The following is a 26,955-nucleotide window of genomic DNA, read 5'->3' on the forward strand; positions in this document are numbered from 1 at the left end:
TCGCGTTCGTTTTTCAGCTGTACGCGGTACAAAAACCGTTCGATTGCCTGATTAAAGCGATCCGTATCCAGCGGATCGACAAGGCAATCAAGCACGCCCAGCTTCAGTACAGCCTTCAGCGTATCACGGTCGCCCCTTGCAATGTAGGCGATCATCTCCGTGTGCACGCCCGCAAGGCGCACGGCACGCATCAACGCAAGCCCTTCCGCGGGTTTCGTACATACATCCACGACCAACAGGTCGACCGGGTTCCTGATAAGTTTTTACGCTCCCATACCCTCAAAGAGCGGCGTAACCTCAATCATGAACCTTTTGTCGCCTACGTCTGCCTGTGTGCGGCGGGCAAGCCCGCCCAATTCATTTTTCAGCACCGTCATCCGATACATAAAAATACTCTCCCAATCAATAGAGCTTGCTATATATCTCGTATACCTTATCCCTGTCAAGCGTTGCATAATTACGCGCCATCAAGCGGCCCTGCTTTGTCATGACCGTATCTGTAAACACGTCAAGGTCTTCCTTCGTTACACCATATTCATGCAGCGGCTTGCACAGGATGATCTGGTTCAGCAGCTTTTCCAGCTCGTCGTATACCACGTCCTCTTTGCAGCCGAGGATGTCGGCAATAAACTGGTTCAGTTTTCTGATCTTGCCATTCGGGTCAAGCTCGATATACGCCTTGAACACGCCAATCAGCAGCGCATAATTCGCTTCGCCGTGCGGAACATGATAGGTACCGCCCAGCGGATAGCTCATTGCGTGTACAGCAGCGCAGCCCGCGTTGCCAAAAGCGATGCCCGCATAGTTGCTGGCAATCAGGAAATCCTTTAAGAGCGGCATACGCGCGTCCTCGCCGTTCTTTGCGATCTCTTTATAGCCGGTGAGGATCATTTTGATCGCTTCGTAGCCAAACAGCTCCGTATAAGGTGTTGCCTCAGGCGACAGGCTGGATTCAAGCGCATGTATGAGCGCATCGATAGAGCTTGTCGCGAAGAACTTGAACGGCAGCCCCTTTAAAAGCTCCGGAACCATGACAGCGCTGTCTGCGTACATTTCGTCAAGCGCAAGGCCAAGCTTTGTATGACGGCTCTTTAATTCCAGAATAGAAAGGTTTGTCACCTCACTGCCCGTGCCGCATGTCGTAGGTACAAGCACCAGCTCCTTATCCTTGATGATCTCCGCTTTCCCATCATAAAGATCGAGGATCGGGCTGACATTTTTCAAAGCAAATATCTTGGAAATGTCGATGATCGTACCACCGCCGATCGCAATGATGCGCTTATAGTCGCCCTTCATGTCGGCATACATTGCTTCCGCCATTTCGTCGGACGGCTCGCCCATGCCGTATTTTTCCTGATAGAGCACCTCAGCCTTGATACCCAACTCCGTGAAATATGGATTGAAGATATATTCGTTGGTGATGATGAGGTCTCCCTCGCCGATCTGATACGCTTCGCAGAATTCCTTGCATGTGTCAAACGAGAAAATCTGCGGTTTGATCGATAATTCTTTCATAGTATTTGACCCCCTTTAGTCTTGGTCGTCGTATTTACAGCAAAACTTCTTTTCGAAAGACTCTATGAGCTGCGGCCGGAAATCCGGATGTGCGATACGGATGAGGCGTACTGCGCGTTCACGCAGGGTAACACCTTTCAGGTCTGCGATACCGTACTCCGTCACAACATACTGTACGTCATAACGCGATGTAGTTACCGCCGCTCCCTCGTCGATCAGGCTAACGATCTTGGATACCGCGCCCTTGGCGGCTGTCGAAGGCATCGCCATAATGCTCCTGCCGTTTTTGCTCATTGTCGCGCCGCGGACAAAATCGACCTGACCGCCCACGCCGGAAATCTGTTTGGGGCCGACAGATGTAGAAACGACCTGCCCCATCAAATCGACCTGCACGCAGGAGTTGATGGAAACCATATTGTCGTTTTGGGCGATCACAAGCGGATCGTTCACATAGTCCACCGGGTAGATTCCTACCGCCGGATTGTCATTCAGATAATCGTATAGCCTGCGCGTCCCCATCGCAAAGGTCAGGATACTCTTGCCGGGGTGCAGGTTTTTCTTCTTGTTGGTGATCACGCCCGCTTCCACAAGCTCTACCACGCCGTCAGAGATCATCTCACTGTGGATGCCCAGGTCTTTTTTATCCTTTAAAAACAAAAGCACAGCGTCCGGGATCGCGCCGATCCCCAGTTGCAAACAATCGCCGTCACTGATGAGCGACGCACAGTGTCTGCCGATCTCGCGTTCCACATCTGTGATCTTCGGGTTCGGAAGCTCTAAGATCGGTTCGTCAAATTCTACGAAGTCTGATATTTCAGAAACATGTACAAACGAATCGCCATGGATGCGCGGCATATATTTGTTGACCTGCGCAATGACTACTCCTGCCTGCTTCACCGCTTCCATCGTATAATCGACGGAAATACCAAGACTTACAAAACCGTGCTCGTCCGGCGGTGTCACTTGTACAAGCGCCGCATCCGGCTTGCAATTGGTGCGCAGAAGTTCCGGTTCCTTCGAAAAGTAAACGGGTGTGATATCTGCGCGGCCTTCCGCGCATGCCGCACGCGTCGTTCCTCCAATAAAGAACGAATTGTGGCGGAAATGCTTTTCCATCCCCGGTGCGCAATAAGCGGATTTCCCCATCGATACCATGTGGATGATCTCGACATTTTCGTACGCCTGCGCGTTTGCGACCAACGCATCCGTCACGTGCACCGGCTCTCCCGTTGCATGCGCGATCACGATGCGGTCACCGGACTTGATCTTCTTCACCGCCTGCTCCGCGGTCGTCAGTCTTGATTTATATATTTCCTTCCAATCCATCGCGTCCTCCTGTTTTTCGTCAGTTCTTTGGCTCTATTTTATTTTCAATGCGCATTAGCTCCTGCTTTAATTGCGCATAATCGCCTTGCTCTGTGATGATGGTTTTGCCATACCGGCCCTCAAGAGTATCGTGCAGGGCGCATGCGCTCATACAGCCGCAAATAACAACAGCATAATCGATGTCTTCGCCCGCCGGTACGATCTCACTCCGCGGGAAATCCCGCTTCAGATCACGTACGATGTGCGTACGTTCGTAGCGCTGGTTACATCCGCCGCAATACTTGATCCCGATCGTCATTGCTTCCCCCGCTCAGCTCTTTTCTTCGCTAGGATACTGCGCGCCATGTCCCACGTTTCGTCGCTTACCCCCGTCACAAGCACCACATCCCTGATCTCGGGGACTTCCTCTTTGACTGCCTCAGCAACGATCGATTCCAGAGTCAGAGAGGCAGAAGGACAATTGCTGCATTTGCCTAAAAAACGCACCTTAAGAACGCCATCCGAGACATCGACTATTTCGATATCCCCCTGGTGCTCGCCCATCGACGGGCGTACACGTTCACGTAAGACCTGTTCGATTCTTTCAAGCAATTCCTTTTGCATCAACCGTTCCCTCTGCTTTTCCCTTCCTCTTATTATTCTTTGATATGTGCGATCGTCTTCGCCAGTTCCTTCTTCATTGCAAGGTTACCCTGACGCGCGATCATGATGCGCTGTGCCTGCGGGCTGCCCGCGCCATGCATGGATTCCGTACGGTAACCGACCGCCGCCGTGCCGAGCGCCAGATTCTCGATCAGGCGCAGGATGCGCAGACGGTTCTCCGTCGATACACTATCAATGCCCTTCAAGTATTTTTCAACATATTTGCCCAGCTTCGGGTCGCGGAAATCCTTCTCGGAAGGAGCCGTGACCATGATGCCGCCCGCGATGTCTTCTGCCAGACGAACGATCTCGTACGGGAAGCGCGTCACGTTCTGCTTACATACGTTTGCGAGCAGCAGGTCGATCATGTAGTTACCCGACTCCGTCTGGTTTCCCTCTGCGCTGCAGGCGATACCGCACGCATAAAGCGTTTCATTTAAATGCGTCATCTCAATCAGTTTGTCCTTGACGTGCGAAGCCTTTGCAGCACCGTTGTAATCGGCGGCAACCGCAGCAGCGCCGATGAGCACGTCGCCCACGCCGACTTTACATCCACCATAGCTCTGGCGGTGATATCCTGCAAAGCGTTCTACCATCATCCCAGCGAATTCCACTTCGCCATTGAGGAAAATACGGTCGTTGGGAACAAACACATCTTCAAAGATCGTCAGCGCTTCCACGCCGCCGAATTCTGCATTTCCTACATCAAGCTCGCTGCCTTCCAGTTTACGCGTGTCGCACGACTGGCGGCCAATGATCATGAACAGTCCGGGCGCGTCCAGCGGCACTGAAAAAGCAACCGCATAGTCTTTGTCTTCTTCACGCATTGCGATCGTAGGCATAACGATCACTTCATGCGAGTTGAGCATACCGGTCTGGTGTGCTTTTGCACCGCGAACGACGATACCGTCCGGGCGTCTTTCAACAACACGCAGATACATATCCGGATCGGCCTGCGCATGAGGAGCCAGCGAACGGTCGCCTTTGGGGTCTGTCATCGCGCCGTCGATCGTCAGATCGTTGTCCTGGCAATATTTCATAAAGTTCAAAAAGTTCTCGTGATAATTTGTTCCGCACGCCTTGTCTGTTTCAAACGTCGTGCTATAAACAGCGTTGAAAGCATCCATACCAACGCAGCGCTGGAAACATGCCGCCGTCTTCTGGCCTAACAGCCTCTGCATTTTGACCTTCTTGATCAGGTCGTCTGTATTTCTGTGAATGTTTGTGAAGCGGTTGATCTTGCGGCCGTCCTCTAACGTAACGGTCATCAGGTCTTCATACTCCGGCATCTGCGCCAAATCATATGTCATGCGAACCGAATTGAGCGAAGGACGCAGGATCGGATCATCCACAGGATTTTCGATCTTCTCCCCAAACATATAAACTTCCATATTGATTTTGCGAATACTTTCGATGTATTCTTCACCAGTCATAAGTGCCATAATTTTGTTTCCTTTCTATTCTTACATCAATTTGATCGACTGTCTAAATATTCCGGCAGTCTTTCCCCATAAAAACACCTTCACTATAATTATATGCAAAAATCGTGCCAAGTCATGTTAAATATATCACAATTTTCAAAAAAACGCACTGCTTTTCAGCTTTTCTTTGCACAAATTAAAAAAAAGTTCAAAAAAACATGCTATTCTCGCTTTTGAGGTCTGCTATTTCTTTTATTTTTTCGTATTTATCCTAAAAAGGAACTAAAAAAGCGCAATTCGTTTCATTCTTGCAACAAATTGCGCTTTTTCGGCAAAACCTTTCTGCTTTTATCCTGCAATTATCGTATTACAGGAACAAATCCATTTCATTCGTTTCATTTTTGCAACACGTTTCATTTTTGCAACGCAGTATGCTTCTCTTGATATTTTTTCCGCTTGCGTACAAATGTCGCCGCGTCCATGCCAAGGCTTTTTGCCGCGTCGCGTACATTTCCCCAGCGCTGGTACGCATGGTTGATATAGTCAAGCTCCATACGCTCCACGGCCGATTTCAAATCGATGCCTTCCCCGCTCGATAAAAGCTGTGCTTCGGCCGATGCCACGTGCAAAAACAGGTTTCCCACCATAACTTCGTCCGTACTGCTCATGATCATCGCGCGTTCCACAACATTCTTGAGCTCACGTACATTGCCCGGCCAGCGGTATTGCAGCAATACGTCCTCCGCCGCAGGCGTAAGCCGCTTTTTCATCCCGTATTTATGGTTCAGTTCTTCTAAAAAACGCTGTGCAAGCGACAAAATGTCCCCCGGTCTCTCCCGCAGCGGTGGGATGGTCACCGGAAAAACGTTGAGGCGATAAAAAAGGTCTGCACGGAACGTCTTTTCCTTGAGCATCTCCTCTAAATTCCTGTTCGTCGCCGCGATCACGCGCACGTCCACCTTGGTCGGTTTATTAGAGCCGATCCGCTCGATCTCGCCTTCCTGCAATACGCGCAGAAGCTTTACCTGCATTTCCAGCGGCAGCTCGCCGATCTCGTCTAAAAAGATCGTTCCGTTGTCAGCCACCTCAAAGAGTCCCATCTTGCCTTCTTTGTTTGCTCCTGTAAACGCGCCGCGCTCATACCCAAAAAGCTCGCTTTCAATAAGAGTAGCGGGGATCGCCCCGCAGTTCACCTTGATAAAGCGCTCCTTTGCACGGTTGCTTTCCTTATAAATATAAGACGCGATCCTGTCTTTGCCAACGCCTGTTTCCCCCGTCAGCAGGACAGTCGTGTCCAGCTTGCATACCCGATCAACCATCTTCATCATGGCGACCATCGAATTGTCGCGCACAATAAGCTCGCTATCCCCTAGAAGCTCCCGGCGCATTGCCTCCAGCTCAGATACATTCGCTTCATTTTCGCGCAGTTGCATACGCAGCTCGTGCAGCTCCGTGATGTCGCGTACGTTCGTCATGACCATCACGACCTCGCCTGTATCGTCAAGCGTGGGCGTGCTCGTGATGACCGCGCGCTTGCCCGTCTGGAATTCCTGCTCGAGTGTTATGCTCTGTCGCGTGCGGATCGCCTCCAGCGTCCCCGACTGGTTAATGATGTCGTGCGCCACCAGATCGCGCATATTTTTGCCAACCACCTGCTCGCGCTTTAGCCCTGAAATGATCTCATAAGACGTATTGACCATCAATGTATTGGCGTTGCCATCGGTAATATATATCCCGTCGTACGACGCTTCAATCACAACTTCAAGCACGCTGCGCGCCTTGTCGAGGTCGATCAGCAGGTTATTAGGGCCGCCATTTTCATAATATGCGGGTTCCCTTGTTTTCATCCCTTTTTCCTCCCGGTCACGGCAAACGGTATCTGATACGCGGATGTCCGCCCGTGCGGTAATCGATGTCCGCAATCACGCGTCCCGCCTCCTGCAGGCGTTTTAAATATCGCCTCACCGTCACAACCGAACTTCCCAGCCGGTCTGCAAGCTCTTTCACGGTAAAATCCCGTCCCGGCCTTTCTTCAATATATGCCATGATCTTCTGCTCTACTCCGCCCACGCCCTTTTGTACAGGCGCCTCCGGCTGTTGCGTTGCATGCAGCAAATAATCCACCGTCTCCTGATCAACGGACCGCAGGCCGTCTATCGTCTGCGCATAATCCATATAGCGGCCGAGCGCTTGCTTTAGCCGCTCGTACGAAAACGGCTTGATCAGGTAATCAACCGCTCCTAGATGCATCGCCTCCGCAAGAGAGCTCGCGTCCCTGCACGCCGTCACCAATATGACGTTCGTCCGGCAATCCTCACTTAGTAGCGCTTTCTTCAACGCGGCAGCGTCATAATCCGGCACAAAAAAATCCATTATCATCAAATCTATGGTATTGTCACGCAAAAATGTCAGCGCACTTTTTGCATCATGAAATTCTCCTGCGACATAAAAAACATCATCGCGTTCCAGATAACCGCGGATCAAAAAAGACACCATCGGGTCCTGATCTACAATGATCGCCTTACGCATATCGCTTCCTCCAGCATGTTATTATTGTAAGAGATTTCACATACCCTGTCAATGTGCCGCCATACAAACAAAAAACGCATCCTTTAGAGGATGCGCAATGTTTTCATTGTTATCTGTCAGTCCCTGTAACTGATCGGTTCAAAGCTCATTTCTGTATATCTCCTCAAAGGTTCATCCCACACCCAATGGATCGGATGCATGTCAATACGCCCCGCAACATCGCCCTGCGCGTCATTGCGTACCGGCATATATTCACCAGTCAAACGTTTTGCATCTGCCAACCCGAACAACGAAAACTGAACCATGATTTCCCACCGTACTTTCTTACATATAAGCGCTTTTGATTTCACCGCTGTTTTAATAATCTATCACAAAGCCTGCCGGATTTCAATATCATTTTTCTCCAATTTTTCAAAACAAAAACGCCCCTTCAAACGAAAGGCCGTTCTTATGCGGTTTTTCTGTTATTGATTTTTTTCTTGGTTTTTTTCCTGTCCTTCTTCCCCGTTATGCGAGAAAAAATCCTCCGCGGGCATGGGCTTTGCAAAATAATATCCCTGCACGCTGTCACACCCCGCGTCGCGCAGGAAATCAACATGATCCACAGTCTCAACGCCTTCCGCTACGGTACGTATCCCAAGCTCGTTCGCCATCTTTATGATATTTCGTATCACAGTGTTAGCGCGCTCTTTATCATTGCTGTCTGCAAAAAAAGCACGGTCTATCTTGATCACGTCCACAACAAGGTCTTTTAGCAGGCCAAGCGACGAATATCCGGAGCCAAAGTCGTCCATAGACAGCGTGAACCCTTCTTTATGCAGGGCGACAAGTACTTTTTTCAATACAGACTCATTCCCTACGATCGCTGTCTCCGTAAGCTCGATCTCCAAATACTTTTTAGGCACGCCATACTCGTTCGCAATGCGGGACAAGTCCTCCACAAACTCCGGATTCGACAGATGCAGCCGCGAAAAATTCACAGATATAGGAATCAATTTTTCCCCTTTTTCCATCCATCCCTTAAGGATCGCACACACCTGCGTGAACATATACAGATCGAGCTTTACAACAAAGCCGTTCTGTTCAAATACAGGAATGAACTCTATCGGATCGACTACCGTCCCATCAGGCTTCCGCCAGCGCGCAAGCGCTTCTGCCCCTACCAGTTTTTCATCGTTTAGTCGGTATTTGGGTTGCAGATAAACACGGAATTCTCCCCGCTGCATCGCTTCTTCCATCGTGGATTCGATCTCCTGCGTACGGATCGCTTTCGCCTTCAGTTTTTCATCATAGTTGACCTGTTCCCTGCCGTCAGGATTTTTACGCGCCAGATTGTGCGCATAATTCACCTTCTCAAAAATATCCTCAATATCCGTTTGTTCCGGCCCAATCATATAACGCCCTACGGAAAAGCGCAAGTTGTGTCCTGTCAGTCTGCTGACATTCTTCTTAAATGTCTGGAGGTCGTCGTCCGTATTGCGCCGTGCCTCATCCGGCCCGTCGTACGCCTTTAACAGAGCGAACTCGTCGTCATTGAGGTGCGCGTAAGTATCTGTTTCCGGATTGACAAAAAGACCTACCGCTTCCGCCACCCCGCGCAATACACGGTTTCCTTCTTCGAACCCGTAAAGCTCGTTGATCAGGTTGAACCCGCGAACGTCAAGTTTCACCATATTGTAGGTGGCGCTTTTATTTTGCTCCAGAAGCTCCTGTGCGTCTTTCTTAAATTTATTGAGATTTCCAAGTCCTGTAAGCGGGTCGATATACGCCATTTCCCACAAACGGCGTTTGTTTTCCTTCTGGCTAAGGACGATATAAATGATGCTCGCGATCATCACACCGATGATAAACAGCATGATCACCATGATCTGCGTACTGTACTGTTCGATAAACAGGATAAGCGGCGAAGTCTGCTGCTGCGCAGAGGTGTTTTCCAGAAGCAGCGAATTGAACTGTGTTTCCGAAATCGACGGGATGCTTTTGTTCAAAATGCCGATCAAGATCGGATCGGTATCCTTGCGCAACGCGAAGGAAAATTCGTCTGAAAGCGTTGTAACAGTCGAAATCATAAGTGACGCATACCGTTTGTGTATCGCATCTGTTGCCGCATACAGGTTTTCCATCGTAAAATCTGCCGCACCCGCTTCGATCGCCTGATAGCAGTCCTCCACATTGTCGTAGTAGACAATTTTGTTGTCCGGATAATAGGATTGCGCATATTCCTGATGCGGCACATAGATGGACGGCAGCGCAAAAACATCGTCAGGCGCAATGGCCGTTGTTGCACCCACGATCACGATCGGGGATTTTAAAAACGTATCGGAAAGCGAAATGTTTCGGTTGCGCGCCTCGTCCGGATTATTGTCATAACTAAGCAGCATATCCACTTCGCCATCGCCTACCATGTCGATCGCTTTATCATAGGCATAACCACCTACAAAATCAAAGGCGAGACCTGTTTTTTCCGCAATCAGTCCCAACACATCCACATTGATGCCTTGCGGTTTTCCGTCAGCATCAATGCTTTCAAACGGCGCCCACGCTTCATCACATACAAAGCGGATAGGCGGAGCCGTTTTGATATACTCGATCTCCCTGGCCGTCAGCAAGAGTTGTCCCGTATTTCCACCGAAATGTTCCTGATAGAGCGCGTCGTCAAAACTGGGTTTATCGATCTTTATTTGCTCAAGCGCCTCGTCTATTTTCCCAATCAACTGCGTGTTGGTCTTTGCCGTCATCATATAAAAAGACGCAGGCGCAAATTGCGCGACCGGTTTTTCTTCCTGCGCATTGCGCTGGTTATTGACAACGATCGCATCCACTTCTCCCGCGTGCAGTGCATCCTGCAAAGACTCGATATCCGGATATAAGACCTCCGTTACAGCAAAGCCATGTTCCTGCTCATACTTGCGAAATTCATCATTTCTTCCATTCGCCGCCATGAATCCCACTTTGATTCCGTTAAATGCGGCATAATCATTATAAGTCAGTGCTTCGTTGTCGCTTAACGCATACATACGCCCAAAGCTCGTGCCCGTCGGATAGGATGCAAAAGCAAACTTTGCTTCCCTCTCTGGCGTTTTCAACGCATAATCAAGCAGGTCGATCTCGCCCGCTTCCAGCCGTTTTAGGCATTCGTCCCATGTACCGTACACATATTCAAATGTCAGTCCGGAATATTTCGATAATTCGTCTAGATAATCAAAGCCATATCCCACGTTCTGCCCGTTTGCATCTTTGCCATAAAATCCGTCAAGCGCAAAAACACCCACCCGCACTATATTTCCTTCCGACGCGTTCCCTACGCACGGCACAGCAAAAAGCAGCAGGCAGATACACAAGACTACACTGATTATTTTATGCAAACGCATATTTTTTGAAGCAGGACATTTCACACTAAGTACTCTCCCCATCGACCGTTCGCCCGAACCACAAAAAACACGATACCATTTCATTTGCAGACCATCGTATAACATTAATTCCTTTATTAATTTGTATACCATATATTGATAGGAATGACAACTCGATTTTTTGCTTTCATACAGCCTCAAAGCACATTTTTCCGATAGGTATCAGAATTTTAAAACAAAAGTCGATGCAGTAAAAATTTACTGCTTTTCTATCGATCCACCTGCTTTTCTCTGTGGCTTTTCCGAAAGCTTAGCAACGAGCCTCCAAAGAGCACTGCCAGAATGAGGCAACCCCAGAATTTAGCGACGTGCATTGCCGAAACAAGCGCCGCGGAGTGTGTCACGTTTTCAGTCAGTGTGAAAAACGTAGCCGTCGGCATCTGGTAATATTGAAAGATGATCAGAACCATCACCGCGACAATAAACTGGTAAGAAATACTGCCGATGTCCTGCAATGTAAACTTACTGATCAGTCGCCTGTCATAAGGGATACTCTGCGTATCATAATACTTCCTGTCAAGCCACGAGCTCGTCCCGCTGAAGAAGAAGCTGACCAGAAATATGCTGACAGGAAAAAACAGCGGTGTCATCAGCAGGATCAGGCTTATGCACACCCCGGTCATCTGCACCACAAAAGGCGACGTTTTTTTGAACAATTGCTGTACCTTAGAGGAAAAGGCCATAGCCGCCCCCATCCCCAATACAAAGGGAATATATACATAAGCGGTCGCAGCATTGATCCCATAAAGCGCACCGATATAGAACGATCCAAATATAAAGAGGAAGTTGCCGCACATTCCGTTTGTAAGCGACACCATATTGAGCCACAACGGGAGCTTCCTGCGTTTTCTGCACAGGAAGACGACCAGCATAGCGATCAGGAACGCTACAGAAAACCAAAAAGTGACTGCGTCAAGCTGCTGTGCGTCAAGCGTCCGGCGTGCAATACGCAGCACTGCCAGTAATGCAAAAAAAACGATAAAGATAGCCGCGCCCTTAAAAGATACGGTCGTATCTTTTAAATGGATCAAACGGAATTTGTATTCCGGGTCGCGGGATGTGGAGTACAGCGCCATCGCAAAAAGTGCAACATACAAAAGCATCACGGCAAAGGTCTGTATCGTGCCCGGCAGTGCCATCAGTGCAAGAAGGAATACGACCACAAATGCCAGCGGAAAAAGATTCTTTTTCTTTTTTTCGGCAGTGCCTACCTCCTTCTTTTCATCATGCCTATGAAAATTGATCGTCGTAAAAATCGGTTTGACAAATGCGGTGCTCAGGCCAAGAAAGATCGCCGAAACCATAAAGAGCGGAAAATAAAGCGTACCCATTACACCAAACAGCGCGCCAATGAAACCCAGTATGAACGAGAACATCAATGCGGAATAACTGCCCGCGCCCGTTTTGATACTACGCAACAAAAACACGCCCGTCATACGGAGTGTATAGAATATCACCAAAGGAAGAATCGTTTCTAAATTTGTTCCGTCGATCAGCTTGAGGAACAACAAATAGGGAATAGCGATCAGCGAACTGTTCAGCAACGCTGCCGATGATCCTGTGATCGTCCGAAAAAACGTTTTTACTTTTTCGATGGGAATCCCCTCCTCATAAAAGTCTAATCAGCATATAAACACAAAGTGGTGCTCCCAATCATTTTTATTGTATTCCTTGATCGTCTGTATCATATCGATTTTATTTCTGCAGCCCAAATTTTATTTTGATCCGTCTAAGCTTTTTGCCCCACGGCACAAGGATTAGCACCAAAAACACCACCGTAGAGACACAATGCGACAGGTTGAAGGGAATGCCCGCAAGATAAGCCGCCAGCGCGCCCTGCCACGTGATCGGCGAGACAAAACCGACGACATACCATGAATCCATGATAAAGCCAAACAAAAATGCCGATACCGCGCCATAAATATAAATCAAGCTATCTTTTTTAAAGAACCCCTTCTCATTGAGCAGCCCCGCAAAAAAGCCGACCATGCCCCACGCGTACATTTGCCACGGCGTCCATGCCCCCTGTCCAAAAAACAGATTAGACGCAAGTGCGGCGAGAGCGCCGGTCAAAAAGCCGCTCTGCCGACCAAAGCACACCGCCGTAACGATCACGACTGCGGAAACAGGTGTAAAATTCGGAAACGGCGCAAAAACGATCCGTCCCACGACAGCGACTGCCGCCAGTACCGCGATGGGCATCATATCCCGCGGTCGTGGCTTTTTCAGCTCATACCGCAAAAAGAACGGCAGCAGCGCGCAAATTGCAACAACAATACTGAGTAGCGCAGCATTTTCTGCCTCAAACAGCGCACATAGCAGCAGTACGACCGGTACCGTGATCAAAGAAACGGGTTCTATCCATTTGAGCACCTTATACATACCAAAGCACATCCTTAGTCGTGACGCAGTCCGGCAATATCCCGCGTGTCATACGGTTAATTGCCGTCGTATAAAAATTGTTTCCCCCAAAAAACGCCTTGCCTTCGTCAGTACACACCACATCCCCGCCAAACAACATGGAACACCTGTCCGCATACGCCGCGGCAAATTCCAGATCATGCGTCACGATCACAACGGCAACGCCCTCCGCCGCCATGTGCCTTAAGCTATGCGCCAGTTCTTCCTTTGCAAATGCGTCTATCCCCTTCGTCGGTTCGTCTAAGAAAAATACGTTTGGCTGCAAAAGCAATAGCTTTGCGATTGCCGCCTTCTGCAATTCCCCGCCGCTCAGGTCGTATGGATGCTTGTCTAAAAAACGGGACAAACCGAATGTCTGTGTCATATCTTCCATATCCTGTTTTGTGTATCCAAACGCCTTCGCGTTTTCCATAAGATCGGCATACAGCGTGTCATACACAAACATCGTTTTAGGGTTTTGCATAAGCAGAGACATCCTTGTGCCGTCCGCACAGCGCACCTTTCCCCTTGCGGGTTTCAACAAGCCGGAAAGCACGCCCAGCATTGTGCTTTTGCCGCTTCCGTTACCCCCCAAAATACAATGTGTTTCTCCCTGCCTGATATTGATGCTGAGTCCCTTCAATACAAAGTCATTTTTCCTGTCATAGCGAAACCAGATATCCCTTGCACTGACCGCCGTTTGTTTTAATGGTTTTTTTCTCTCTTGTGCAGCACTGTGATGCAGCTTTTTTTGATGTATATCCAAAAATGCCCGCCCCTCTTTTACGCTGAGCGGAAGGTTTGCCGTCGCTTCTAGCGCGGCGGCAAGGCGCGCTGCCGCGGGGAGCGCAGGAACGAACGTTTCTTCCCTCTCGCTCATACACCATGCTGCAAACTCCTGTGGCGCTCCGAAAAACTTTTTCTCCGCTTCGCATAAATAAAGTACGTGATCCGCTATAGAAAGTATGTCCTCCAGTCTGTGTTCGGACAGGATGACCGTCTTCCCGAGCTCCTCATTCACGCGCTTTAGTGTCTGCAAAAATTCCTTTGCCGCGATCGGGTCAAGCTGCGCGGTCGGCTCGTCTAATATGATCACATCCGGCTGCATCGCCATGACCGCCGCCAGATTGAGTATCTGCTTTTGTCCGCCCGAAAGCTCGTTTACGCTCTTTTCAAACCATGCCTCAATGCCAAAAAAGTGCGCCGTTTCCGCGACGCGCCTGCGGATCACGCCAGTCGCTATCCCCATGTTTTCCAGCCCGAACGCAAGCTCGTGCCACACCGTGTCCGTCACGATCTGGTTTTCCGGATTTTGCATCACAAAACCGATCATTGCAGCCGACTCTGCGGGCAGCATATCGTCCGTCGTTCTTCCGTCAACTAAAATACGTCCTGTTTTCTCTCCATATGGTGCGATCTCCTTTTTCAGACAACGCAAAAGCGTCGTTTTGCCGCAGCCTGAACGTCCGCACACCAATACAAAAGAACCTTTTTCCACTGAAAACGTAATATCTTTCAGGGCATATTCCTTTTCTTTCGGATAGCGAAACAAAAGCCCGTCTACTTTGATCTTTTCCATGCAAGCCGCTCCTTCCCCTCCAGGATCAACGGATAAAAAAGCAGGATACCATACGGGATATAGACCCATATGTTCGCTTCAAGCCCCTTCAAATAGGGGTAATACACAAATGCGCCGCCGAACGCGACAATAAGACAGATACTCAGCGCGGCAAGTATGACGAGTACCGTAAGCGAGACAACATCATGCCTGCCCATTCTAAAAACAGAAAACGTTGTCCGATTCTTTGCGCCATATCCGCGCGCGCGCATGGAATCTGCCGTCTCTATGCTGTCCTCCATGCTCCATCCCATCAGCACTGTAGCGGTGCGCACACCATTTTTGAAACGCTGTCCCTTTTTGTCCTGCCGCATATTCATGCCCTCCTGTGCGTCCATCACGCACCGCGCCTTATATGTCGTCTGCGGAATGAGTTTTAGGGTCATGGACACCATCAACGCCGTCGTGGGAAGCGCTTTGCCGAACAGATACAGGAATTTGTCGTTTGTCATCAGTACGGCATAGCACGAAAACCAGACAAACACATTGAGCAACATAAGCCCCGCACACAGCCCGTAAACAAACGCTTCCAGCGTGACCGGTTCATCAAACAAATAAAAAAGCACGGTAAGCCCGCGATGATTAAAAAGCGGATTTACTATGGCGACAATCGCGAACATGATCAGCAGAAATTTAAGCGAAGAAAAGTATTTACGCGCCCCTCTCAAATAGACCGCGTAAATACTTCCTGCCGCAAATGAAATCAAAAGATAGACCGGCTGCATACTCAGCATCGTGCATACAAGCGCCGCCGCCAGATACAAAAAGATCACACCCGGATGATAGATCGTAAAAATATGCCGCATCTGCTACGCTCCAATGTCCGCTCCCATATCACAGGTATAGCGCCATTTGATGCTGTCACCGTCTGAAAGCGTATATTTGTTGCATCCAATACCGGGATAGTCGCCGTTGACGCTGTACATCCATCCGCTCTGCGAGCCGCAGTCTCCTTCGCTAAGAGAATTGATGGACGAGATATAACTTTTGCCGCTGAACGTGATCCCCGTCGCCTTGAGCGCGTCGTATACCGTCGCACCCGGATCGAGCGTTACCTTTTTACCGCCCAAAATCGTTCCTCCCGATGAAACCGCATTGACAAGATCAGGGTTTCCGCTTAGAGCTGTGGCACAATCAATAGAGATCGTGCACGTGATCGTCTTGGGCGGCGGCGTTTCCGGTGTTTTTGCGGGCGCAGGCGCACTGGTAGCGCCGTTTTCCGCATGATCGCCTGTCCCACCTTGCGTGACAGGCGATTCAGCCGTTTTCCCTTTTGCAGATACAGATGCGCTTGCCGCAGGCGGTTCTCCCGTTTCCTGCGCGCTTCCTCCTGCAGATGGCGGCGCTGTCACCTCGGACGAAGGGCTTACAGACGTACTTGCTGTTACCGTCGGCTGCACCGACTCTGTGACTGCCACATCCGTCACGCTGCCGGTTTCCGGCTGCTCAGCCGGCGCACAGCCTGCCAGCAGGCCGATACATAACAGGCCTGCCAGCAATATACTCCATATTTTTTTCATGATATTACCTCTCTTTGCGCCGCCTACGGCTAACGATGAATGTTCCTGCCGCAACAAAGGCCGACACAACCAGCAGGATGACATAGCCGTTCATATCTCGCGCATCTCCCGTCTTGGGCGCTGTCGTCTTAGAGGTCGCTCCTGCATTCACCGTTGTGCCTGTCGTGCTGCTTTCTGCTTTTTCCGCCAACGCGTACAGGCTGAAATGATCCGTTTCGAAGCAAGCCATATTTCCTTCTACTGTTACTGTATATTCCACGCGCGTTCCATTCGCGTTGATGCGGTATACGACAAGCCTTGTTTTGTCAAATCCGTCCGGGATCGGGATCCCGATACGCACTTTGCCGTTGGGTTGTATCATATTGCCGTCGATGTCCGACAAGCTGATTTCAAACAGTACGAATTTCTTCACGTCTTTTCCAAGCATCGTTTGCGTGAGCTGGAAGCCCGATCCGGATTCGATCTTTTCGGCTTTTACCGTTGTTCCCTGCGGAACTGTTGTCGTCTCCGTATCAATGGTGATTCCAGTGTTCTTATCCGTATCCGCAACGGGTTTCATCCATTCCTGAAGTGTGCCGGGAACACTGTAAACGTTGTACCCCGCAGCGCTCAGCCTGCTGTACGCGATCAGAGCGCGAAATCCCTGCTCTGTCGCGAGCGCATCTGCAGAAACATTGTCCGTATACCCGAAGCGGTTATCCTGCGTCACAAAGCCCATCAGGTTCTGGTACACACTGTTGCCGTTCTTCACAAACCTGCCATCCGTATTCGCGTCGATGCCGAGCGAGGTCAACGCAATCACGACCATTGCCGCGTCGTTGCTGTTTTCCGAACCATAGTAGACATAGCCGCCGTTTTCCGACTGCGTCTGTGATAAATAATCGAGGGCTCCTGTGATCGCGCCGGATACTTTCGCCTGTACCCTATAAGGCGCGAGCGCCGATATGACGATCGCCGTCATGCTTGCTTCAGATTCGCCCGGCATGTAAGACCAGCCGCCGTCCGCGTTTTTATTGGCAAGCAAATATTCGATTGCCTTCTCACGCGTATTGACCGTGCCGGAAGGCAGCGTATAGTTGCCCGCATCGTACGCCAACAATGCAAAAGCCTGTGCGTTCACTGTGTCAAGCCGTGTCTCAGGTAATTTCGCGAGAATATCCACATACTGCTGCGCGTTCATGCCCAGCGCCGTCATCATCATTACAAGACGCTCATGATCCGTCGCATTGTTTGCGCGGACGTGCGCGATCGATTCCTTGATGAAACTTGCTTTTGCGGCCTCCGAAGCAAACACCTTATCCGCGCCCGCATATACGCCCATATCAAACGCCGCCCAGACAGACGCCGCATCCTCATGGGGCACATTCGTATATCCCCCTGCGATCGTACGCATCACATCATTTGTAGGCGCGTTGCTTCTTGCACCCTGTAGCTCCACAGCAACGGGCTGCGCGACCGTTTCGCCGCCCTGCGTAAAGAGCAGCACGACCTGTTCCTCCACTGTGCCAAACGAGGTGTTTTTGCGCGCCAGTTTATACCTGCCGAGCGGCTGTGCTGCACTGGTCACATAGTTGTTTTCCCCCGCCTCGCGGTACAGCACCTCAATGTCCCCGTCCGGCGTTACGCCTGATTTCAGTTTCGCCACAAGCGAGGTAATATCCGTGTCTTCTTCCACCGTATTGGGGATCGTCACGCGGCTTTCATACTTTGCCGCTTCCTGCCTAAGCGCCGTCTTATCTGCTTCTTCCTTTGCCTGTGCCGCCAGCATTTCCTGCAATTTTGCAGCAGCCTACTCCTTGGTGAGCGCTGTTTTTGCAGCAGCGGCGTCCGTTGCTTCGTGCGTGCCGCCGATATAGTTTCCCAGCCCTTTGACCTTTGTTCCAAGACTCGTTTCGCTGTTGCCGTAGCAATCCTTCAGTGTCAAAAGCTTATCATGATACGACCAGACCGTACCGTCGAACGTGCCCGCGAAACCACCGTTGTAGCTCCATCCCGGCGTAAGCGTGCCTGTGCTCACGCACTCCTTTAGCGTACCCGACGCCGAACCTACAAAGCCGCCGAAATAGTAACCGTAGCCGTCCTCTATCGCCACGACGTTGCCCGTTGCATAACAGCGCTCCGCCGACGTTCCCATGCCAATGCTGCCCGCAAAACCGCCCGTGGTATATCCGCCGACGATGTTGCCTGTCGCATGGCTCTTATAAATGTTGGCATATCCAAAGTTGCTGCCCACAAAGCCGCCTGTAGAGTTGCCGCCGAACACGTTGCCCGTTGCTTCGCACTGCGAGATGTTCCCCTTGTTCCATCCGACAAAGCCGCCCACGTGTCCGGATTCCGTATTGTCCGCGCCGCCTGTGCTTGCCGTTACTTCTACGCCGGACGAACAACCATCAATCGCGCTGAACGCCGATTTCCCGTCTTTGCTTCCTCCGTCATTGATCCCCACAAGGCCGCCTGCGTCCGTCTGCTTGATCACAGATATTCCGGTCGCGTTGAGCGTACCGGATACATGACAGTTCCCGATCAGGTTTGCTGTACCGTTTGCGATGTTCACGCGCGCAACACCGACCAACACGCCGATCCTGCTTCCTCCCTGTACACATGCGTTTTCTACCGTCAGGTTCAGGATAGATGCGCCTTCAATCACGCCGAACAGGCCGATATTCTGGCTGCCCACGCTCTTTTCGATCTTCAAATTTTTTATACGATACCCGTCGCCTTCAAATACACCGCTGAACGGAACCGTTTCACTACCGATCGGCGAAGCGGTAACACCCGCAAGGTCGATATTTGCCGTCAGCTTATAATTCTTTGCCCAGTCTGCCGCCGGATTTGCGCTGTTCATGAGTGCAACCAGTTGATCTGTGGTGCCGATATTTTCGTACTGCACCGGAACGGGCGCAGTCATATCCGCCCATGTAGGCGCTTTGTACCCGTTGGCTGGCGTGCCCTCGTACCAGAGGATCTTGTCCCCTGCTTTGATCTGCGCGGCAGACACACCGACCGGGGACTGTTTATCGTTGATGGTAAACATCCAGCCATCCGGCGCTTCCAGCGTTTTACCATTGATCGTTTTGATAAATGTACCTGTGGAGCTTTGCTCCGCCGTATACGTCATCTGTCCTGCTGTCTGCGCCGCCCGCATGACCTGCTCTGCCGTAATGTTTTCTCCTTCGGCTTTGACAGTAAAGGGTTCCTCCGATTTTACAAACTGATATTTTGTAGCATCCCACGCAGCAACCAATATTTGTACACTGATCGACTCCGCTACAGGGGCATCCGCCGCAGGCGCTGCATTCGCCAGATAAGGATAGCCGTTATTGACGATCTTATCGCCCGTACCCGCGTCAACTTTCCACGCGTTGCCCAGCGCGGAAGCAAAAGCCGTTCCTTTCATTTCCGATGTTGTTTTACCTGTTGCCGCAACCGTCACGACCTCCGTACCCGGCTTCAATTTGCCGGAATTGTAGTATCCGTTTACTATGGAGCCGACCGTTGCAAACGAGAATCCCTTCCCGCCCACAAGTACACCACCCGTACCCGCGGAAGCATTCACATCAACAGCGGCGTAAACGTTCGTAAGCACCGCAGGGTCTGACAGCATGCCCGCGAAACCGCCCAGTTCGTTGTTGCCTGTGACCGACCCCGTCGTATAACAGTCAGTGATCGTTCCGTCTTCCACGCCGCCGACAAAGCCGCCAGCCCACTTATAGCCGGAAACACTTGCGGAGGCAAAGCTTTCGCTCACGGTTCCCGTATTTCTGCCGATCAGACCGCCTGCCATCGTACCCGTGCTCTGGTATGTCACGCTGCCGCCCGAAACACCCGATTGCATGACCGTTCCTTCATTATTGCCGACCAGACCGCCAACACGGTTGTTATACTTGGATACGACTGTCGATCCGTTTGAAAAGCACTTTTCTATTGTGCCTTTGTTGTTGGATACAAGTGCCGCCGGATAGTGCATACTGCTGCTGATCGCATCCTCTATCGTCGCATTCTCAAGCGTCAGCTTGCGTATCACGCTGTCTGTGCCCACGTAACCAAACAGTGCCTCTCCCGCGATGGAAAGATTCTTTACGGTATGCCCGTTGCCGTCGAAAATACCTGTGAATGCTTTTTCACCTGCCATGCCGTTATTGTATTTTCCGATCACCTTGCCCACCTGAGCTGTCATATCAATATCGTTTGCCAGCTTATAATTTTTCGTCAGGTCTGCTGACGTATCAGAAAGCGCAAGCAGTTCATCCGGCGTAGAGATCAGAATAAAGCCCTGATCGTCCTTTTTCACAAACTGGTAGGCCGTGCTCCTTGTGGAAGCTTGTCCGTCAACATAGCTGTCGCTGCCCGACATCGCCTGTACCGTGAAGGAATACTCTCCCGTTTCTGTGATGATCGTCTTGAAATCCTTGGATGTATCCGTGATGTTTGTGTACGTGCCGACCAGAGTATCTGTATTTTTATAAAGTACTACCGTGTACGAATGTGCGCCGGGTACCGTGTTCCACGATGCAAGTGCTTCCGTCCATGTAAGACCGGACGGCTGCGCAAGCTCTGTCGGCTCTGAAGATCCGCCGCTGTTTGCGGGCGCCTGTACATTGATAAGATATGGATATCCGTTGTTGTGATCCGCATCAGCCGTCCACACAGACCCCAATGTAGCGGCAAGCGCTTTTAATTCATCCTCAGTTTTTGCCAGAAAATAGGCTCCCTGACCTTTCTCCGTCCCGTTTCCACTAATGGAGACCGTGGACAGATAAAACGACTTCGAAACATAACTGCTCATAAAAAAGCCATCGCCGAAGAATTTGCCAAAAGCGTTATTCGCACCTGTAGAAACAACAGGCGTGAGCGTATAGCATGCCGTGTATTTTGCGCTGTCCTCAGAACCGACAAAGCCGCCGACATATTTTGCGCCCGTAACGCTTCCCGCCGAAAAACAGTTTTCCATCGTTCCGCTATATCCAAATCCAACAAAGCCGCCGACCTGTTCGCTCTGCGAGGTGACCTCTGTCGTCGTATAACATTCGCTGATTTTCCCGGGAGCATAACAATAGCCAACAAAGCCTCCAACCCCTTTTCCTTTGCCGGCGACGCTCTGCGAGGCGCTTCCCTTAGCTACGAAGCATTGCGAAACATTACCCTTGCTGTATCCTGCAAAGCCGCCGACATATCCCATCGTCTGGGTAGATGCGGAGGATACCGTGGTGTTTTTCACAGCGCAGCCCTGTACCGTCCCTGCGTTATAGCCGATCATACCGCCGACGTACTGATCTCCGGAAATGCTGCTGTTTGCAAGCGTTATATTCTTGAGAGTGCCGCTATTATATCCAAACAGACCCGCGTAATTTAAGTCAAATGCAATCTCTAAATTGCTGATCGTCTGTCCGTTTCCATCGAATGTACCCGAAAAGGGCGTCGAGCTGTTGCCAATCGGCTGCGCCGCAAGGCCGTTCATATCAATGGGTACTGACACTTTCAGATTTTTATCCCAATAAGAAGCATCATTCATTACCGTCAGCAGGTCGTCCGCCGAAGCGATCAGCGTATCCTCGCCCTCCGTTGCGAGTGACAGTGTGCTTGTACCCGCGTCATCCTCCACCGCTATGACCGCCACATTGGCCGACGGAGAAGCAGATGCCGAGGCCTCCGGCTGTACGGACTGCGTCGCCGGTGGAGTAGGCGATACCTGCGCCTCCGGACTTCCCGACGATTCCGGCGATGCGGTATCTTCCGGTTTTTTCGTCCCCTGCGGCGCGTCTGCTGCAGATGTTTCAGACGCGGCAGGCATATCCGCCGCCATGGACGTTCCCGCAATGCTGAATATCATCACGAACGCCAATAATACCGCCAAAATTCTCTTTTTACTGTTCATTCTTCTTCTCCTTCTTTGCTTTCAGCCCCACCGCGCGCAACGCGGTCGGCCAATTTTTAAATTTTAGACAAATAAAAAACTGTGGCGAATCCAATTCACCACAGCCGTATTCCTGCGTATAAGAAAATTTCCACAGTGATTCCTGTGGTCATCATCCCATTTTCTCTTTTTGTAGGTCTTCTGACTTACGCATACAAAATCTTACGATTTTACGTACTATGTTCTGCCTTCCCAGTTTCCCAGTGACTGATTTTCATCAACGAACACCGGCCTCAGCGCTTACAGCGGCGGATTCCGTTCGGGATTTACACCCGATTCCCTTGTTCATCTCTGCGGACCAAGTACGCCGCAGAGCCACAAAAATGTCTTATTTAATTATTTACATCATACCATATCCACTTTTACTTATACAGGTAAAATTTTCTCTTTTTTGTAATTTTCATTATTTCCCAATGACTGCCGCTTTCGCAACCACCGCCGCGGTTGCTGCATCTGCTGTGTAATAATCAGCACCAATCTGGCGTGCAAAGCTTTCGTTTACCGGTGCGCCACCCACCATGACAATATATTTATCCCGTAGGTTCCGTTCCTTTAACTGATCGATACACAACTGCATCTTGGGCATCGTTGTCGTCAGCAGCGCAGACATACAGATCACATCAGCATTTACTTCCTCCGCCTTATCGATGAAGGCCGCCGGATCGACATCCACGCCCACATCATAAATATCGAACCCCGCGCCTTTAAGCATCATGACTACAAGATTTTTCCCAATGTCATGCAAGTCGCCCTGCACTGTTCCCACAACCGCGTCAAGCGCCTGCTCGACCAGCGCCTTTACATCCTTTGCCCTTCCTTTTTGTAAAAATTCGGATATTTCCTGAATCAACGCCATCTCAATATTCCTCCGCTCCCCGCTGCTTTTGTCTCCGCAGCCTCTTTTATATGTATTCTACCAATGCCGCAGGGTATGTTATGGTAAATATTTCAGGATCTTTGTACTTTTACACCTGCTTTATATCCTTCTTCCAAACGATCTGTGTCCGTACATGCAAAAAGAAAACAAAGCATAATACAGAAAACCAGAAGAAAAAAGGTCTTTTTTCGCATAATGATCTCCAATCATAAAAATTACCAAAGACAAGCTAGAAAAAAATTCATCGGGATTTTTTACAATTACTTAACAAAGAAAGTCATCTTTAAATATGAATTCTAAAAGCAATTCCCATGCAAGTCAATTCTGGTATTTAAGTGTGTTCTTGAACACAATGACACAACGCATAAAAAAGAACAGGCTCAATGCCTGTCCTTTAAAAAATTTGGTGGAGCGGACTCGTTAAAATCCGAACCATCCTTAATGTCTTTTAGCTTAAGCGTTTTCTTCTTACCCTTGTAATTGTAAGTGATCACGACCTTATCGTCATATAGAAAGATCGAATTGACAAACGTATCAATCAACCGCCTGCAAAATGTAAGGTCATTTATATCACCATCTTGGAATTTGCTCAGCCAGAACAATACAAAATCCTTTGTCACAAGCGGTCTTTCTGTCTGTTCCCGCGCGATTGCAGCTTCCATTTCCTGTCTCTCCCGCTCCAGTTCAAGCATCCGCTCCTTTGTGGAGGGTGTGACAATACCTTGTTCCATAGCACTCAGCAGGTTATGGATACTTTTTTGTTTTTCAGTCAGATGAGCCTCCAACGTCTTGAGTGTATAGTTTTCTTCCTCAAACAGCGCAACGACCGTTTGGGCGATATGATCAAGTGTTTTACCATCCGAAAGTAGCTTCAGTGTTTCGCGGATGACAATACTCTCAATCAGTTCTTTTCCAATACTCTTTTTGTCGCATTTATTTTGCTTCTTGCGCTTGGTACAGGAATAATAGTGGTAGCGCTTGCCACGCCCTGATCCGCTGTCACCGATCATCGCAGAACCACAATCCCCGCAGAACATCCTAGTTGTCAGCAGAAAAGGCACATCAGCTTTTGAAGCAGCGGGTGCTTGCTTATTGCGTTCCATGCGTTCCTGCACGGCTTGAAACAACTCCTTAGGCACAATTGCGGGAATACCATCCTCGACTTTTATACCGCCATGTGAATACACTCCTGCATAGCGTTCGTTGGAGAGCATCCAGCTCAATGCATTCTTTTTAAAAGCTTTTCCCTGATTATTCTTTAAGCCACGCTTGTTGAGATCGGCGCAGATGTCAACAATTGCCTCGCCATCATAGTAGCGTGTAAACACCTCACGCACAATCGGCGCGGTTTTCGTGTCGATCTCGAAAAGGCGATCGGTATTAACCTTATAACCGATACAAATACCGCCGCCATTGAATTTGCATTTCAAAGCGTTTTCCTTCATACCGCGCTTGATCTTCTCAGATAGATCAGCAGAATAGTATTCCGCCATCCCTTCCAACATGGATTCCAGTATAATTCCTTCTGGTCTATCTGAAATTTGTTCCTTTGCCGAAAGAAGAGCAACGCCATTGCGTTTTAACCGCATCTTGTATTTTGCAGCATCGTAGCGATTTCGCGCAAACCGATCCAGTTTCCAAACAATCACATAATCAAACTGCTTTTTATTGCTGCCCTTTATCATGCGCTGGAACTCCGGTCGCTGATCTGTCTTTGCAGATTTGGCACGGTCAATATAAGTGTCAACAATCAAAACATCATTCTTGTCCGCGTATTCTCTACATTCTCGAACTTGACCTTCTATGGATTCCTCGCGTTGTCGGCTCGTGGAATACCTTGCATAGATCACGGCTTTTTTCATTTTTTGTCACCCATTTTATTACCAATGGTTTTTAATGTTTGCTGCTGTTCCATCCACAATGTCACAAGCTGTTCCTTAATTTGTTTTCCAATCGTGGATGTTTCATCAAAGCAAGCCTGCACAAACGATTCCATTTCCTTTTTCTGAAGTGTCGCACAAGTATACAGCTTACCTTGAGGGTTCTCTGTCCTGCAAAGAATATAGTCTGTAGAGACATCATAGTAATCCGCGAGCCAAATCAAAATATCGTAGGTCGCTTCCGTTCTGCCGTTTTCATAACGCGCTATTGCGGACTGGGAAACCCCCGCCAAATCCGCAAGACCTTTTTGGGATAATCCGGTTTTTTCACGTAAGTCTTTTAAACGTTCGCCCGGCATCTCCGCCATTCGAATCACCACCTTGCCACTATAATAGCATATTTGTTTTTTCTTGTAAATCTATAATAGAGTATGCTTATGAAAAAATATTTAAAAAACAACTGAATATGCTATTGCATATTGAAAAAACAGTGATACAATCATACTACCAGTAAGTAGGAAAGGTGGGAGCATATAACAAAGAAAGATCGGACAAAGAAAAAGGCACAAGATGAAATTCCGGTCGAAGTCATCCAATCTTTGGCAAGAGCGATCCTCCCGACAATCATAAACAGCTACAACGACGAAAAGATACAACAAGAATTTAGGGAGTGGCTGAAAAAGAGGGAGACATCGAACGGAGATGACATCTAGAAATAATGTAAAATGACCGAAAATTTGCACGATATATTTTCATATTTAAAAAAGGAGAGAGCATGCGCAGTCGAAATAATCAGTTTGTCATAAGATTAAGTGATCAGGAAATGAAATCTTTGAGTAAGAAAGTACAAAAGACAGGATATTCACGCGAACATTATATTCGCACTCTGTTGGATGGGTATGTACCACACGAAATGCCTCATGCAGATTACCATGCGTGGAGAAAAGCGTTGCACGGATACACCGCAGAGCTTCGCAACCTTGCTGCGCTTGCCCGTTTGACTGGCAGTATTGATGGCGATAAATACGAGGAACATTACAAAGCGATGGCGGACTATTGTGTCAGCGTATACGAAATACTAGTGCCGGAGAAATGCTCGGATTATGACAAGCTAAATGTGAAAAAGAAGTAAGGTAGCACCGCTCCTATCGTCTCTGTGCGGCGTTACCTAAGGGGGAAAATACTTCATCGTCTAAATAGTGTGATATGGCATTTCTTTTTCGGTAGGTAAACGCAGGGTATAAGGGATGCAATCCCTTATACATTCGAATTTGGATATCCAAATTCAGTGCTTGCTAGGACAACACAGACTACTTATTGGTTATTCTCCTTATTTTGGAATTCCGACAATTCTTCCCAATCTTCAGGGTTTCCTAAACGTCGCAAATATTCTTTTCCACCATCAACTGCCACGCTTTTACAGCGGCAATATTGCAAATCATGTGTAGTTTTACTTTCGATAATGTCGCCACATACTTTACATTTGATTTTGTTGAAATGCAATATTATGTCCATAATTTGCCTCACCTGTTTATATATTTCTTTTCCTTAACAATGCATCCAAGCTATTTACAAGAATCTATTAAGTAGTTCTAAGCTTCTATTTATTCTTCAAAGCACAAAATGCACATTATTGCTTTTAAGACGTTGATACATATTCAAATTCTTATTTATATTTAATTTAGAAACAAAGACATCTTCATTGATCTGGTCTTCAGCATATAGTTCATAAAGTAGAATCCATGATGTAGCACTATTTTTTGCACTATCAAGCAATTCTTCAGAAAGAAGTGTATTACGTAATAACAATATTTTTGCAAGCTCATTGTGACTATCAACAATCGATTTTATAGTTGAATCGCCCATCTCAATATTTTCTGTTTTGATCAATAAATAGAGTAAC

General features: G+C 49.0%; 23 protein-coding genes, 1 pseudogene and 1 riboswitch. Of the genes and pseudogenes, 1 reads left to right on the forward strand and 23 read right to left on the reverse strand.

Annotation, left to right across the window (positions count from 1 at the left end):
- From VB081_RS13010 to VB081_RS13110, 21 genes and pseudogenes are all read right to left on the reverse strand, one after another.
- Positions 1-230, reverse strand: a pseudogene (locus VB081_RS13010) (hypothetical protein); the annotation flags it as partial.
- Between the two features lie 33 nt (positions 231-263).
- A complete protein-coding gene (locus tag VB081_RS13015; RefSeq protein ID WP_323401208.1) occupies positions 264-386 on the reverse strand; it encodes a hypothetical protein in 123 nt (40 codons plus the stop codon).
- 16 nt (positions 387-402) lie between these two features.
- A complete protein-coding gene (locus VB081_RS13020; RefSeq protein ID WP_323401209.1) occupies positions 403-1,515 on the reverse strand; it encodes a 4-hydroxybutyrate dehydrogenase in 1,113 nt (370 codons plus the stop codon).
- 15 nt (positions 1,516-1,530) lie between these two features.
- Entirely contained in the window at positions 1,531-2,841 is a 1,311-nt protein-coding gene (locus tag VB081_RS13025; RefSeq protein ID WP_323401210.1) for an acetyl-CoA hydrolase/transferase family protein, read from the reverse strand.
- A 19-nt stretch (positions 2,842-2,860) separates the two neighbouring features.
- On the reverse strand, positions 2,861-3,139 hold the full coding sequence (locus VB081_RS13030) for a hypothetical protein (RefSeq protein WP_323401211.1): 279 nt from the start codon (positions 3,137-3,139) through the stop codon (positions 2,861-2,863).
- The gene (locus tag VB081_RS13035; RefSeq protein WP_323401212.1) at positions 3,136-3,444 is read right to left on the reverse strand and encodes a NifU family protein; all 309 of its coding nucleotides are present in this window, start codon (positions 3,442-3,444) and stop codon (positions 3,136-3,138) included. The genes VB081_RS13030 and VB081_RS13035 overlap by 4 nt, the downstream gene beginning before the upstream one ends.
- Positions 3,445-3,476: 32 nt before the next feature.
- Positions 3,477-4,925, reverse strand: coding sequence for a 4-hydroxyphenylacetate 3-hydroxylase family protein (locus VB081_RS13040; protein ID WP_323401213.1), 1,449 nt, complete (start codon positions 4,923-4,925; stop codon positions 3,477-3,479).
- A gap of 392 nt (positions 4,926-5,317) precedes the next feature.
- Positions 5,318-6,751 (reverse strand): sigma-54 interaction domain-containing protein, encoded by a 1,434-nt coding sequence (locus VB081_RS13045; RefSeq protein ID WP_323401214.1) that lies wholly within the window; start codon positions 6,749-6,751, stop codon positions 5,318-5,320.
- 16 nt (positions 6,752-6,767) lie between these two features.
- Positions 6,768-7,433, reverse strand: a complete 666-nt coding sequence (locus tag VB081_RS13050; RefSeq protein ID WP_323401215.1) for a response regulator — start codon at positions 7,431-7,433, stop codon at positions 6,768-6,770.
- Between the two features lie 116 nt (positions 7,434-7,549).
- Positions 7,550-7,738 (reverse strand): hypothetical protein, encoded by a 189-nt coding sequence (locus tag VB081_RS13055; RefSeq protein ID WP_323401216.1) that lies wholly within the window; start codon positions 7,736-7,738, stop codon positions 7,550-7,552.
- 159 nt (positions 7,739-7,897) lie between these two features.
- The gene (locus VB081_RS13060; protein ID WP_323401217.1) at positions 7,898-10,711 is read right to left on the reverse strand and encodes an EAL domain-containing protein; all 2,814 of its coding nucleotides are present in this window, start codon (positions 10,709-10,711) and stop codon (positions 7,898-7,900) included.
- A 341-nt stretch (positions 10,712-11,052) separates the two neighbouring features.
- Positions 11,053-12,387, reverse strand: a complete 1,335-nt coding sequence (locus VB081_RS13065; RefSeq protein ID WP_323401218.1) for a hypothetical protein — start codon at positions 12,385-12,387, stop codon at positions 11,053-11,055.
- Positions 12,388-12,538: 151 nt separating this feature from the next.
- Positions 12,539-13,225: an ECF transporter S component gene (locus VB081_RS13070; RefSeq protein ID WP_323401219.1), complete on the reverse strand. Its 687-nt coding sequence runs from the start codon at positions 13,223-13,225 to the stop codon at positions 12,539-12,541.
- Positions 13,218-14,822 carry an ABC transporter ATP-binding protein gene (locus tag VB081_RS13075; RefSeq protein ID WP_323401220.1) on the reverse strand — a complete coding sequence of 535 codons (1,605 nt, stop codon included), beginning with the start codon at positions 14,820-14,822 and terminating at the stop codon, positions 13,218-13,220. Before VB081_RS13075 ends, VB081_RS13070 begins: the two co-directional genes overlap by 8 nt.
- Complete coding sequence (locus VB081_RS13080; protein ID WP_323401221.1) at positions 14,804-15,667, reverse strand: energy-coupling factor transporter transmembrane component T family protein; 864 nt, start codon at positions 15,665-15,667, stop codon at positions 14,804-14,806. Before VB081_RS13080 ends, VB081_RS13075 begins: the two co-directional genes overlap by 19 nt.
- 3 nt (positions 15,668-15,670) lie before the next feature.
- Entirely contained in the window at positions 15,671-16,381 is a 711-nt protein-coding gene (locus tag VB081_RS13085) for a DUF4430 domain-containing protein (protein ID WP_323401222.1), read from the reverse strand.
- Between the two features lie 4 nt (positions 16,382-16,385).
- Positions 16,386-18,158 carry a prenyltransferase/squalene oxidase repeat-containing protein gene (locus VB081_RS13090; RefSeq protein WP_323401223.1) on the reverse strand — a complete coding sequence of 591 codons (1,773 nt, stop codon included), beginning with the start codon at positions 18,156-18,158 and terminating at the stop codon, positions 16,386-16,388.
- Between the two features lie 12 nt (positions 18,159-18,170).
- Positions 18,171-22,256: a GLUG motif-containing protein gene (locus VB081_RS13095; RefSeq protein ID WP_323401224.1), complete on the reverse strand. Its 4,086-nt coding sequence runs from the start codon at positions 22,254-22,256 to the stop codon at positions 18,171-18,173.
- A 153-nt stretch (positions 22,257-22,409) separates the two neighbouring features.
- Positions 22,410-22,632: riboswitch (cobalamin riboswitch) on the reverse strand.
- A 66-nt stretch (positions 22,633-22,698) separates the two neighbouring features.
- Positions 22,699-23,151 carry a cobalamin-dependent protein gene (locus VB081_RS13100; protein ID WP_323401225.1) on the reverse strand — a complete coding sequence of 151 codons (453 nt, stop codon included), beginning with the start codon at positions 23,149-23,151 and terminating at the stop codon, positions 22,699-22,701.
- Positions 23,152-23,552: 401 nt separating this feature from the next.
- Positions 23,553-25,034, reverse strand: coding sequence for a recombinase family protein (locus VB081_RS13105; protein WP_323401226.1), 1,482 nt, complete (start codon positions 25,032-25,034; stop codon positions 23,553-23,555).
- Entirely contained in the window at positions 25,031-25,420 is a 390-nt protein-coding gene (locus VB081_RS13110) for a helix-turn-helix domain-containing protein (protein WP_323401227.1), read from the reverse strand. Before VB081_RS13110 ends, VB081_RS13105 begins: the two co-directional genes overlap by 4 nt.
- A gap of 464 nt (positions 25,421-25,884) precedes the next feature.
- On the opposite strand from VB081_RS13110, the gene VB081_RS13115 reads away from it, so the two are divergent.
- Positions 25,885-26,184 carry a hypothetical protein gene (locus tag VB081_RS13115; RefSeq protein WP_323401228.1) on the forward strand — a complete coding sequence of 100 codons (300 nt, stop codon included), beginning with the start codon at positions 25,885-25,887 and terminating at the stop codon, positions 26,182-26,184.
- Between the two features lie 182 nt (positions 26,185-26,366).
- Here the strand turns inward: VB081_RS13115 and VB081_RS13120 are convergent, their stop codons facing one another.
- A complete protein-coding gene (locus tag VB081_RS13120; RefSeq protein WP_323401229.1) occupies positions 26,367-26,567 on the reverse strand; it encodes a DUF7695 domain-containing protein in 201 nt (66 codons plus the stop codon).
- 96 nt (positions 26,568-26,663) lie between these two features.
- On the reverse strand, positions 26,664-26,955 hold a 292-nt coding region (locus VB081_RS13125), incomplete at its 5' end, for a hypothetical protein (RefSeq protein ID WP_323401230.1).

It is taken from the genome of Christensenella sp. (assembly GCF_034927525.1).
GTDB lineage: Bacteria > Bacillota > Clostridia > Christensenellales > Christensenellaceae > Christensenella.

What these genes read in the sequence shown, in the direction of transcription:
- VB081_RS13035 (WP_323401212.1), bottom strand. Translation starts at nt 3,444, where the DNA reads ATGCAAAAGGAATTGCTTGAAAGAATCGAACAGGTCTTACGTGAACGT.
- VB081_RS13070 (WP_323401219.1), bottom strand. Translation starts at nt 13,225, where the DNA reads ATGTATAAGGTGCTCAAATGGATAGAACCCGTTTCTTTGATCACGGTA.
- VB081_RS13025 (WP_323401210.1), bottom strand. Translation starts at nt 2,841, where the DNA reads ATGGATTGGAAGGAAATATATAAATCAAGACTGACGACCGCGGAGCAG.
- VB081_RS13120 (WP_323401229.1), bottom strand. Translation starts at nt 26,567, where the DNA reads ATGGACATAATATTGCATTTCAACAAAATCAAATGTAAAGTATGTGGC.
- VB081_RS13015 (WP_323401208.1), bottom strand. Translation starts at nt 386, where the DNA reads ATGTATCGGATGACGGTGCTGAAAAATGAATTGGGCGGGCTTGCCCGC.
- VB081_RS13040 (WP_323401213.1), bottom strand. Translation starts at nt 4,925, where the DNA reads ATGGCACTTATGACTGGTGAAGAATACATCGAAAGTATTCGCAAAATC.
- VB081_RS13095 (WP_323401224.1), bottom strand. Translation starts at nt 22,256, where the DNA reads ATGAACAGTAAAAAGAGAATTTTGGCGGTATTATTGGCGTTCGTGATG.
- VB081_RS13085 (WP_323401222.1), bottom strand. Translation starts at nt 16,381, where the DNA reads ATGAAAAAAATATGGAGTATATTGCTGGCAGGCCTGTTATGTATCGGC.
- VB081_RS13105 (WP_323401226.1), bottom strand. Translation starts at nt 25,034, where the DNA reads ATGAAAAAAGCCGTGATCTATGCAAGGTATTCCACGAGCCGACAACGC.
- VB081_RS13075 (WP_323401220.1), bottom strand. Translation starts at nt 14,822, where the DNA reads ATGGAAAAGATCAAAGTAGACGGGCTTTTGTTTCGCTATCCGAAAGAA.
- VB081_RS13080 (WP_323401221.1), bottom strand. Translation starts at nt 15,667, where the DNA reads ATGCGGCATATTTTTACGATCTATCATCCGGGTGTGATCTTTTTGTAT.
- VB081_RS13100 (WP_323401225.1), bottom strand. Translation starts at nt 23,151, where the DNA reads ATGGCGTTGATTCAGGAAATATCCGAATTTTTACAAAAAGGAAGGGCA.
- VB081_RS13045 (WP_323401214.1), bottom strand. Translation starts at nt 6,751, where the DNA reads ATGAAAACAAGGGAACCCGCATATTATGAAAATGGCGGCCCTAATAAC.
- VB081_RS13110 (WP_323401227.1), bottom strand. Translation starts at nt 25,420, where the DNA reads ATGGCGGAGATGCCGGGCGAACGTTTAAAAGACTTACGTGAAAAAACC.
- VB081_RS13055 (WP_323401216.1), bottom strand. Translation starts at nt 7,738, where the DNA reads ATGGTTCAGTTTTCGTTGTTCGGGTTGGCAGATGCAAAACGTTTGACT.
- VB081_RS13020 (WP_323401209.1), bottom strand. Translation starts at nt 1,515, where the DNA reads ATGAAAGAATTATCGATCAAACCGCAGATTTTCTCGTTTGACACATGC.
- VB081_RS13050 (WP_323401215.1), bottom strand. Translation starts at nt 7,433, where the DNA reads ATGCGTAAGGCGATCATTGTAGATCAGGACCCGATGGTGTCTTTTTTG.
- VB081_RS13030 (WP_323401211.1), bottom strand. Translation starts at nt 3,139, where the DNA reads ATGACGATCGGGATCAAGTATTGCGGCGGATGTAACCAGCGCTACGAA.